The organism is Streptomyces rectiviolaceus (genome assembly GCF_039533825.1).
GTDB lineage: Bacteria > Actinomycetota > Actinomycetes > Streptomycetales > Streptomycetaceae > Streptomyces > Streptomyces rectiviolaceus.
Map to the genome: position 1 here is coordinate 1 of NZ_BAAAUG010000005.1, position 9,290 is coordinate 9,290.

The following is a 9,290-nucleotide window of genomic DNA, read 5'->3' on the forward strand; positions in this document are numbered from 1 at the left end:
GGCCCTGCTGCTCGGCGCCGCCCCCGCTGCCGTGCCCGAGCGAGCCCGCGCGGCCAGCCCCGTCGCGCGGGTCCACCGCGACGCCCCGCCCTTCCTCCTGGTCCACGGCGAGCGGGACACGATGGTCCCCGGCACGCACAGCGAGGCGCTCGCCGCCCGGCTGCGGGAGGTGGGCGCCCAGGTCGAGCTGCGTACGGTGCCGGGCGCCGACCACGGCTGGTACGGCGCGTCCGACGACGCGGTGGAAGAGGTCTTCGCCCGCTCGCTGCGTTTCGCGCAAGAGGTCGTGGCCTGAGAAGGCGAAGGGCGGGGGCAGCCGACCGGCCACCCCCGCCCTCCGCCTCAAGTGGCGCCCTCAGCCGTCCAGTTGCTGAAGCGTCGCGTTCGAAGGACCGCGCCGGGACTGCACGTCGCGTGCCACGTCCTGCGCCGCACCCAGTACGCGGACCGCGTTCTGCCAGGTCAGCTTGGCCAGGTCCGCCTTCGACCAGCCGCGGGTCAGGAGCTCCGCGATCAGGTTCGGGTAACCGGCGACGTCGTCCAGGCCGTCCGGCGTGAACGCCGTGCCGTCGTAGTCGCCGCCGATGCCGATGTGGTCGACGCCCGCGACCTCGCGCATGTGGTCGAGGTGGTCGGCGACCGTCGCGGCCGTGGCCACGGGGCGCGGGGTCGACTCCTCGAAGGCCGCGTGGACCTTCATCGCCTCCGGCCCCGTGTCCAGGTGGTGGAAGCCGTGCGCCCGCATGTTCTCGTCGGCCGCCACCGTCCAGTCGACCGCCGCCTGCAGCACGAACTTCGGCACGAAGGTGGCCATCGCGACGCCGCCGTTCGCGGGCAGCCGCTCCAGGACGTCGTCCGGGATGTTGCGCGGGTGGTCGCACACCGCGCGCGCCGAGGAGTGCGAGAAGATCACCGGCGCCACGGAGGTGTCAAGGGCCGCCCGCATCGTCGTCGCCGCCACGTGGGAGAGGTCCACGAGCATGCCGCTGCGGTTCATCTCGCGTACGACCTCGTGGCCGAACGCCGACAGGCCGCCGACCCCCGGCTCGTCCGTCGCCGAGTCCGCCCACGCGATGTTGTCGTTGTGCGTCAGCGTCATGTAGCGGACGCCCAGCGCGTGCAACGCCCGCAGCGTGGCAAGGGAGTTGTTGATGGAGTGGCCGCCCTCGGCACCCATCAGGGACGCGATACGGCCCTGCGCCCGCGCCTCCTCCATGTCCGCGGCCGTCAGCGCGCGCCGCAGATCCGCCGGGTAGCGCGTGAGCAACTGCTCGACGCAGTCGATCTGTTCGAGCGTCGCGCTCACCGCCGCGTCGCCCGTCAGGTCCGTGCGGACGTACACCGACCAGAACTGCGCACCGACCCCGCCCGCCCGCAGGCGCGCGATGTCCGTGTGGAGGCTGCCCGTCTGGTCGGTCGCGATGTCCAGGCGGTCGATGTCGTACCCCGCCTTCTCGCGCAGGGCCCACGGCAGGTCGTTGTGGCCGTCGGCCACCGGGAAGTCGGCGAGAAGGGCGCGGGCGTCGTCCAGGGAAGCACTGGCGGGTGAGGTCATGCCGGTCACTTTCCCGAGCCGAAGCCGAAACCGGAACCCATGCTTTCGACCTTGGCGCGAAGCCGCTTGCCCTTCTCCGTGGCCTGTTCGTTCAGCTCCTGCTGGAACTCCCGCATACGGGCCTGGAGTTCGGTGTCGTGCGCGGCGAGGATGCGCGCCGCGAGAAGGCCCGCGTTGCGCGCGCCGCCCACCGAGACCGTCGCCACCGGCACACCCGCGGGCATCTGCACGATGGACAGGAGCGAGTCCATGCCGTCGAGGTACTTGAGCGGGACGGGCACCCCGATCACCGGCAGCGGGGTCACCGAAGCCAGCATGCCCGGCAGGTGCGCGGCGCCGCCGGCCCCCGCGATGATCGCCTTGAGGCCGCGGTCCGCCGCTTCCTCGCCGTACGCGACCATCTCGCGCGGCATGCGGTGCGCCGAGACGACGTCGACCTCGTAGGGGATCTCGAACTCGTCGAGGGCCTTGGCCGCGGCCTCCATGACCGGCCAGTCCGAGTCCGAGCCCATGACAATGCCAACTACAGGTGCGGTCATTCGGTGATCGTTCCTCTGAGGTAGCCGGCCGCGTGACGCGCGCGCTCGAGCGCGTCGTCCAGGTCGTCGCCGTAGGTGTTGACGTGGCCGACCTTGCGTCCCGGCTTCACGTCCTTGCCGTACATGTGGATCTTCAGCTGCGGGTCACGCGCCATGCAGTGCAGGTACGCCTGGTACATGTCCGGGTAGTCGCCGCCCAGGACATTGGCCATGACCGTCCACTTCGCCCGCGGGCGCGGGTCGCCGAGGGGGAGGTCGAGCACCGCGCGCACGTGGTTCGCGAACTGGGACGTGATCGCCCCGTCCTGCGTCCAGTGGCCCGAGTTGTGGGGGCGCATCGCCAGTTCGTTCACCAGGATGCGGCCGTCGCGCGTCTCGAAGAGCTCGACCGCCAGGTGGCCGACCACGTCGAGCTCCTTGGCGACGCGCAGGGCCAGCTCCTGCGCCTGGCCCGCGAGGTCCTCCGAGAGGCCGGGCGCGGGCGCGATCACCGTGTCGCAGACGCCGTCGACCTGCTGCGACTCGACGACGGGGTAGGCCACGGCCTGGCCGTGCGGCGAGCGGACGACGTTCGCCGCGAGCTCCCGTACGAAATCGACCTTTTCCTCGGCGAGCACGGGGACACCGGCCCGGAAGGGGTCTTCGGCGTCCTCGACGGAACGTACGAACCACACCCCCTTCCCGTCATAGCCGCCACGCACCGTCTTGAGGATCACCGGAAATCCGTCGCCTTCGGCCGCGAAGGCCGCTACGTCGGCCGGATCGCGCACGATCCGGTGGCGTGGACACGGCACGCCGATCTCCGTGAGCTTCTCGCGCATCACGCCCTTGTCCTGGGCGTGCACCAGCGCGTCGGGCCCCGGACGCACGGGGATGCCGTCCGCCTCCAGGGCCCGTAGATGCTCGGTGGGTACGTGTTCGTGATCAAAAGTGATCACGTCGCAGCCCCTCGCGAACTCACGCAGCGTGTCGAGGTCGCGATAGTCGCCGATGACGACATCGCTGACGACCTGCGCCGCGGAATCCTGAGGGGTGTCACTGAGGAGCTTGAATCTGATGCCTAGCGGGATGCCCGACTCGTGTGTCATACGAGCGAGCTGACCCCCGCCGACCATGCCGACTACCGGGAACGTCACACCCCCAGGGTATCGGCCTGTATCAGCCACGCAGGAACGGCCGGTTTCCGCGCACCGCACGGCCTCTCCCGTCACAGAGCCGCCACAGTGTGGAGGCGTCCGCGAGCGACGGGCCGGGGTCGCTGGTTAGCATGGCTGGGTTGACGCGACCGAATCACCACATACGTCGACGAGGCCGAGACCGGAACGAATCGACGACGGGGGTTGGGGCGACCACCATGAAGGAACGTGGCGCACTACGGGTGCGAATGGAGCAGCTCGCGCGCGAAGTCGCCAAGTTCGGGGCCGTGGGAGCGCTGGGCACGCTGGTGAATTTCAGCGTCTCCAACCTGCTGTGGCACACGACGGACCTCCAGGCCGTGCGCGCGAACGTGATCGCCACGGTCGTCGCCATCGCCTTCAATTACGTGGGTTTCCGTTACTTCACGTACAAGGACCGTGACAAAAGCTCCCGCACCAAGGAGCTCACGCTGTTCCTGATGTTCAGCGCGGTCGGCCTGGTGATCGAGAACGGCGTCCTGTACGCGGCGATCTACGGCTTCGACTGGGACAGCCCGCTCCAGCGCAACATCTTCAAGTTCGTGGGCATCGGCATCGCCACCTGCTTCCGCTTCTGGTCCTACCGCACCTGGGTGTTCAAGACGCTTCCCGCGCGGGAGGCCGTCGCCAGTGCGGAATCGTTCCTGGAGACCGGCACCGGCGCGACCCGCGCGGGGGCGCGGCCGCCCGGCGAGACACGGGCTGCCGGCGAGACACGGGCGGCCGGCGAGAAGCGGCCCGTCGTGCGCGGCACCCGCTAGCGCACCGTCTCCTCGGTCTCCTGGGCCCGCTTCTGCAGCGGCGTACGCGACAGGAACAGGCCGAACACCGGCGGCTTGGTCTGCAGCATCTCCAGGCGGCCGCCGTCGGCCTCGGCCAGATCCCGGGCGACCGCCAGGCCGATACCCGTCGAGTTGCGGCCGCTGATGGTCCGCTCGAAGATCCGCGCGCCGAGATCGGCGGGGACGCCGGGCCCGTCGTCCGTGACCTCGATGACCGTCTGGTTTCCCGTGACGCGGGTCCGCAGGGCCACGGTGCCGCCGCCGTGCATGAGCGAGTTCTCGATGAGCGCCGCCAGGACCTGCGCGACCGCGCCGGGCGTGCCCACGGCCCGCAGATGCCGCTTGCCCGAGCTGACGATGGCCCGGCCCGCGCTGCGGTAGGCCGGGCGCCACTCCTCCAGCTGCTGCTTGACGACCTCGTCCAGGTCGAAGGAGACGGCGGAGCCGGTCCGCGGGTCGCGTGAGTTCGTGAGCAGCCGCTGCACGACGTCGGTGAGCCGCTCGACCTGCGCGAGCGCGATCGTGGCCTCCTCCTTCACCGTGTCCAGGTCCTCGGTGACGGTGATCTCCTCCAGGCGCATGGAGAGGGCCGTCAGGGGCGTACGCAGCTGGTGCGAGGCATCGGCGGCGAGGCGGCGCTCGGCGGTCAGCATCCGGGCGATCCGCTCGGCGCTGCCGTCCAGGACGTCAGCGACGCGGTCGAGCTCCGGCACCCCGTACCGCTTATGGCGGGGCCTCGGGTCGCCCGAGCCGAGGCGCTCGGCGGTCTCCGCGAGGTCGGTGAGCGGCGAGGCCAGGCGGTTGGCCTGGCGCACGGCGAGGAGTACGGCGGCGATGATCGCGAGCAGGGCCACGGCGCCGATGATCAGCAGGGTGCGGCCGACCTCCTGGGTGACCGCGGTGCGCGGCTCCTCGACGGTGACCTTCTCGCCCTCCTCGCCCCTTGCCGTGTCGCGGATGACGTCGCCGGTGGGGCGGCTGCCGATCTCGATGGGGGCGCGGCCCGGGATCTCGATGAGGGCGTAGCGGTCGGTGTCGACCGCGGCCACGTCACGCAGGATCTCGGCGTTGATCTGTTCGTCGCTGATGATCCTGCTGTCGACGACGCTGGCCAGGCGGAACGCCTCGGAGGTGACCCGCTCCTGGGCGCTGCTGCTGATGGTTCTCGTCTCTACGATGACGAGGCTCACGCCGAAGACCGCGATCACTACGAGGACTACGGCGAGGGTGGAGTTGATCAGGCGGCGACGCATTTACCAAGTGTCGCCGATCGAAGCCGCCGCCAGGGGCGCGGGGAACTGCGCGGCCAGCCACGACGGACCCGCAGACGCGTCTGCCTACGGCGGTTTCCTCGCGGGTGCGGGTCTTCTTGGGTTGCTCGCGCAGTTCCCCGCGCCCCTAAAGGGGCGCCGCCCCTTAACTCTTCTCGAAGCGGAAGCCGACGCCCCGCACAGTGGCGATGTACCGGGGATTCGCCGCGTCGTCGCCCAGCTTCTTCCTGAGCCAAGAGATATGCATGTCCAGCGTCTTGGTGGACGACCACCACGTCGTGTCCCAGACTTCCCGCATCAGCTGGTCGCGGGTCACCACCCGGCCCGCGTCACGGACCAGGACCCGGAGCAGGTCGAACTCCTTGGCCGTGAGCTGGAGCTCCTCCTCGCCCATCCAGGCACGGTGCGACTCCACGTCGATCCGCACGCCGTGCGTGGCCGGCGCCTGCTGCGGCTCGGCCGCCCCGCGCCGGAGCAGGGCCCGGACCCGGGCGAGCAGCTCGGCGAGGCGGAAGGGCTTGGTGACGTAGTCGTCGGCGCCCGCGTCCAGGCCCACGACGGTGTCCACCTCGTCGGCGCGGGCGGTCAGGATGAGGATCGGCGCCGTGTGCCCCTCGGCACGGAGGCGGCGGGCCACCTCCAGGCCGTCCATGCCGGGCAGCCCCAGGTCGAGTACGACAAGGTCGACGCTGCCCTGCAGCCCGGCGTCGAGGGCGGTCGGGCCGTCCTCACGCACTTCGACCTCGTACCCCTCCCTGCGCAGGGCACGGGCCAGCGGCTCCGAGATGGACGCGTCGTCCTCGGCGAGCAGTACACGGGTCATGGGGTGATGGTAGTCCGCGCCGGACGACCCTCGTGGGGTGATCGCCCGCTGATCGTCGACGCCTGCGGCTATGGGGTGCGATCCTGAGGATCACCTTTAAAAGTGCGTCGATGGTTCCACCACAACCTGTGATCCATCTCTCAAGTCCTTCCATATGCCGCACTGTCGTGGCGTATGGTGACCCAACGCCTGATGCACTATGCAAGGACCTTTGGCCCGTTGTGCGGCCTTAGGTCTCTTTTATGTGCGGGCCGGCTTCTGCCAGCCTTGAAAGGAATGACCTGTGGTCGGACCCTGCGCGTGATGATGCGCCCAGGGTGTGGATCTCGGAGTCGCCGTACCTGCGCCTTCCTCGAAACGGAGCGCGAACTCCCCCCGGGCGTGGGGGTGTGGACGGTACGACCCCGGTGCCGACCGCCCCCCACCGGGCGCGCACACGCTCTTGCCGCGCGTCCCGAACCTCGAGGATCGACCCATGGCGTCCAGCCTGACGAAGGACTCCGCCAGTACCCCTGGCTCTGAGAAGACCTTCTTCGGCCACCCCCGCGGACTGGCCACACTCTTCATGACCGAGATGTGGGAGCGCTACAGCTTCTACGGCATGAAAGCACTGCTCCCGCTGTACTTGATCGCCCCCGGCGGCATGAACATGAGTGCCACGACGGCGACGGCGATCTACTCCGTCTACATGTCGATGGTCTATCTCCTCGCCATGCCCGGCGGCTGGATGGCGGACCGCTTCTGGGGTCCGCGCAAGACGGTCGCCATCGGCGCCATCGTCGTCATCCTCGGCCACATCACGCTCGCCCTGCCCAGCTCGGCGACGTTCTTCGCGGGTCTCGGGCTCGTCGCGCTCGGTTCCGGCCTGCTGAAGGCGAACATCTCCGCGATGGTCGGCCACCTCTACGACGGCCCGGAGGACCCGCGCCGTGACGGTGGCTTCACGCTGTTCTACATCGGCATCAACGTGGGCGCCTTCCTCGCCCCGCTGACCATCGGCACCGTGGGCGAGAACGTCAACTGGCACTTCGGCTTCGCGCTCGCCGCGATCGGCATGGCCCTGGGCCTTGGCCAGTTCATGCTCGGCTCGCGCCACCTCAGCGCGGAGAGCAGCGTCGTCTCGCAGCCCGCGACGCCGCAGCAGCGTGCGTCCGCCCTGCGCAACGGCCTGATCTGGCTGATCGTCGCGGTCGTGCTCTACACGTTCCTCGGTGTGACCGGCAACTTCGCCGACTGGGCCCTGATGCCCCTCACCATCGCCGGTCTTGTCATCCCGGTCACCGTCCTGGTCCGCATGAAGCGCGACAAGGAGCTGACGGACCTGGAGCAGTCCAAGCTGTCGGGCTACGTCTGGTTCTTCATCGTCGCCGCCGTCTTCTGGATGATCTACGACCAGAACGGCTCGACCCTGTCGATCTTCGGCGAGCACTCGACGACGAACAACCTGCTCGGGTTCGACTTCCCGACCTCCTGGTACCAGTCGCTGAACCCGATCTTCATCATGGCGCTCGCCCCCGTGGTCGCATCGGCGTGGCTCTGGCTGAACAAGCGGGGCAAGGAGCCGAGCACGGCGGTCAAGTTCGCCTCCAGCCTCACGCTGATCGGCATCTCCTTCCTCGTCTTCCTCATCCCGCTGATCGACACCGCCAACAACGGCGGCAAGGTCAGCCCGATGTGGCTGGTGGCGATCTACTTCATCCAGACCGTCGGCGAGCTCTGCCTCTCCCCGGTCGGCCTCTCGGTCACCACGAAGATGGCCCCGGCGAAGTACACCGCCCAGATGATGGGTGTCTGGTTCCTCGCGGTCACCGCGGGCGACTCCGTCACCGGTCTGCTGACCTCCCCGCAGCTCGGCATCGACCTGAACAACTCGGGTGCGGTGGCCGTCGAGGCGGTCATCGCGGTCATCGCGGGCTTCGGCATCTGGATGAACCGCAAGAAGGTCAAGGAACTGATGGGTTCCGTGAACTGAGCTGAATCGAACGACGACGAGGGCCGCCGCACCTGAGGGTGCGGCGGCCCTCGCCGTTCGTCCACTCGCGCGAACAGAGGATCGTTCGCTAACCCGTGACGGTGACGCGGAACGTTTCTGTGCCGGTGGCGGGACCGGGCGGTGGAGCATCTGGCCATGCGCCGTACCTTGCCGGTCCTCGCCCTCTGTGTGGCGTTGCTTTCGTCCAGTGCCGCCGTCGAGGCCGCACCCGAGCCGTTGCCGGGCGGGACCTTCTCGTACGGGGAGCACGCGCGCCAGAACATCACCGTGCACGGCGACGGCGACGACCCCGCCCTGGTGATCCTGCACGGCGGCTCCTGGGTGCGGGACACCGACTGGAGCGGGTGGGCGCGGTGGTTCGCCGCGCGCGGATTCACCGTGTACGACACCGACTACCGGCTCGCCTCCGACGCCGCCTGGCCCGCGCAGCGCGACGACGTGCTCGCGGCCCTGCGGTGGGTGAAGCGGCGGAGCGGCTCCACGCCCGTGGTGCTCGGGTCGTCCGCGGGCGGGCATCTCGCCGTCAGCGCGGGCGCCTACGGCGCGGGGCGCAAGCGGGTGCGCGGCGTGGTGGCCCTCTCCCCCGTCGCCTCGCCCTACCGCGCCTGGCAGGACGGCGGGATGCGCGCCGCGTCGCCGGGACAGCGCAAGCTGCGGGGGACGGCGGAGCTGCTCGCGGGGTGCGTGCCGTACCAGGCCTCCGGCCGGTGCTGGAAGAAGTGGGTCGACCTGGTGGCCAAGTCGCACGCCTCCGGCAAGGACGACGCGCCCTTGTACCTCACGCACTCGGCGGCGGACTTCGTCCCGGTCGCCCACTCCACGGACCTCGCGCTCGCGCAGACGAGGGCGGGCCTGAAGGACGCCACCGTGCGCATCGAGCCGGGCGAGGCGCACGGGGGCGAGCTTCTGAAGCAACCGGGCGCCGCCCAGGCGGTACTGCGGTGGCTGCGGCAGCACGTTTGAGCGGCGTCCAGGGAACGCCCCGTCAGGGGCGCCCCTTCAGGGGCGCGGGGAACTGCGCGAGCGAGCACAGCGAGCCCGCACCCGCTGACGGACCGCCGCAGGCAGACGCGTCTGCGGGGTCAGGGCCGTTGGCCGCCGCAGGCCGTCTTCGGCTGGTCGCGCAGTTCCCCGCGCCCCTTGCGGGGCGGC

Annotated in this window: 9 protein-coding genes; 4 read left to right on the forward strand and 5 right to left on the reverse strand. The window is 70.0% G+C overall.

Going from position 1 to position 9,290, the window contains the following annotated elements:
- On the forward strand, positions 1–295 hold a 295-nt coding region (locus ABD378_RS00275), incomplete at its 5' end, for a prolyl oligopeptidase family serine peptidase (RefSeq protein WP_344518175.1).
- A 60-nt stretch (positions 296–355) separates the two neighbouring features.
- Here ABD378_RS00275 and ABD378_RS00280 read toward each other — a convergent pair.
- From ABD378_RS00280 to ABD378_RS00290, 3 genes are read right to left on the reverse strand one after another with little or no spacing between them, the layout of a single operon-like run.
- Entirely contained in the window at positions 356–1,555 is a 1,200-nt protein-coding gene (locus ABD378_RS00280) for a dipeptidase (protein WP_344518177.1), read from the reverse strand.
- Positions 1,556–1,560: 5 nt separating this feature from the next.
- Positions 1,561–2,094, reverse strand: a complete 534-nt coding sequence (gene purE / locus ABD378_RS00285; RefSeq protein ID WP_344518178.1) for a 5-(carboxyamino)imidazole ribonucleotide mutase — start codon at positions 2,092–2,094, stop codon at positions 1,561–1,563.
- Positions 2,091–3,209 carry a 5-(carboxyamino)imidazole ribonucleotide synthase gene (locus tag ABD378_RS00290; protein WP_344518189.1) on the reverse strand — a complete coding sequence of 373 codons (1,119 nt, stop codon included), beginning with the start codon at positions 3,207–3,209 and terminating at the stop codon, positions 2,091–2,093. Before ABD378_RS00290 ends, purE begins: the two co-directional genes overlap by 4 nt.
- A 239-nt stretch (positions 3,210–3,448) precedes the next feature.
- Here ABD378_RS00290 and ABD378_RS00295 point away from each other — a divergent pair, with 239 nt between their 5' ends.
- The gene (locus ABD378_RS00295; RefSeq protein WP_344518179.1) at positions 3,449–4,030 is read left to right on the forward strand and encodes a GtrA family protein; all 582 of its coding nucleotides are present in this window, start codon (positions 3,449–3,451) and stop codon (positions 4,028–4,030) included.
- On the opposite strand, the gene ABD378_RS00300 is transcribed toward ABD378_RS00295, so the two are convergent.
- Together ABD378_RS00300 and ABD378_RS00305 are read right to left on the reverse strand one after the other, a co-directional pair.
- Complete coding sequence (locus tag ABD378_RS00300; protein WP_344518180.1) at positions 4,027–5,304, reverse strand: ATP-binding protein; 1,278 nt, start codon at positions 5,302–5,304, stop codon at positions 4,027–4,029. The two genes, ABD378_RS00295 and ABD378_RS00300, sit on opposite strands and share 4 nt — an antisense overlap.
- A gap of 163 nt (positions 5,305–5,467) precedes the next feature.
- Positions 5,468–6,145, reverse strand: coding sequence for a response regulator transcription factor (locus ABD378_RS00305; RefSeq protein ID WP_190083462.1), 678 nt, complete (start codon positions 6,143–6,145; stop codon positions 5,468–5,470).
- A gap of 475 nt (positions 6,146–6,620) precedes the next feature.
- Between ABD378_RS00305 and ABD378_RS00310 the strand changes: the two genes are divergently transcribed.
- Together ABD378_RS00310 and ABD378_RS00315 are read left to right on the forward strand one after the other, a co-directional pair.
- On the forward strand, positions 6,621–8,117 hold the full coding sequence (locus ABD378_RS00310; protein WP_344518181.1) for a peptide MFS transporter: 1,497 nt from the start codon (positions 6,621–6,623) through the stop codon (positions 8,115–8,117).
- Between the two features lie 156 nt (positions 8,118–8,273).
- Entirely contained in the window at positions 8,274–9,101 is an 828-nt protein-coding gene (locus ABD378_RS00315; protein ID WP_344518182.1) for an alpha/beta hydrolase, read from the forward strand.
- Positions 9,102–9,290 lie beyond the last annotated feature (189 nt).

Excerpts from the sequence above, each read along its gene's own strand:
- ABD378_RS00290 (WP_344518189.1), bottom strand. The coding sequence starts at position 3,209 with ATGGTCGGCGGGGGTCAGCTCGCTCGTATGACACACGAGTCGGGCATC.
- ABD378_RS00315 (WP_344518182.1), top strand. The coding sequence starts at position 8,274 with ATGCGCCGTACCTTGCCGGTCCTCGCCCTCTGTGTGGCGTTGCTTTCG.
- ABD378_RS00295 (WP_344518179.1), top strand. The coding sequence starts at position 3,449 with ATGAAGGAACGTGGCGCACTACGGGTGCGAATGGAGCAGCTCGCGCGC.
- ABD378_RS00280 (WP_344518177.1), bottom strand. The coding sequence starts at position 1,555 with ATGACCTCACCCGCCAGTGCTTCCCTGGACGACGCCCGCGCCCTTCTC.
- purE (WP_344518178.1), bottom strand. The coding sequence starts at position 2,094 with ATGACCGCACCTGTAGTTGGCATTGTCATGGGCTCGGACTCGGACTGG.
- ABD378_RS00300 (WP_344518180.1), bottom strand. The coding sequence starts at position 5,304 with ATGCGTCGCCGCCTGATCAACTCCACCCTCGCCGTAGTCCTCGTAGTG.
- ABD378_RS00305 (WP_190083462.1), bottom strand. The coding sequence starts at position 6,145 with ATGACCCGTGTACTGCTCGCCGAGGACGACGCGTCCATCTCGGAGCCG.
- ABD378_RS00310 (WP_344518181.1), top strand. The coding sequence starts at position 6,621 with ATGGCGTCCAGCCTGACGAAGGACTCCGCCAGTACCCCTGGCTCTGAG.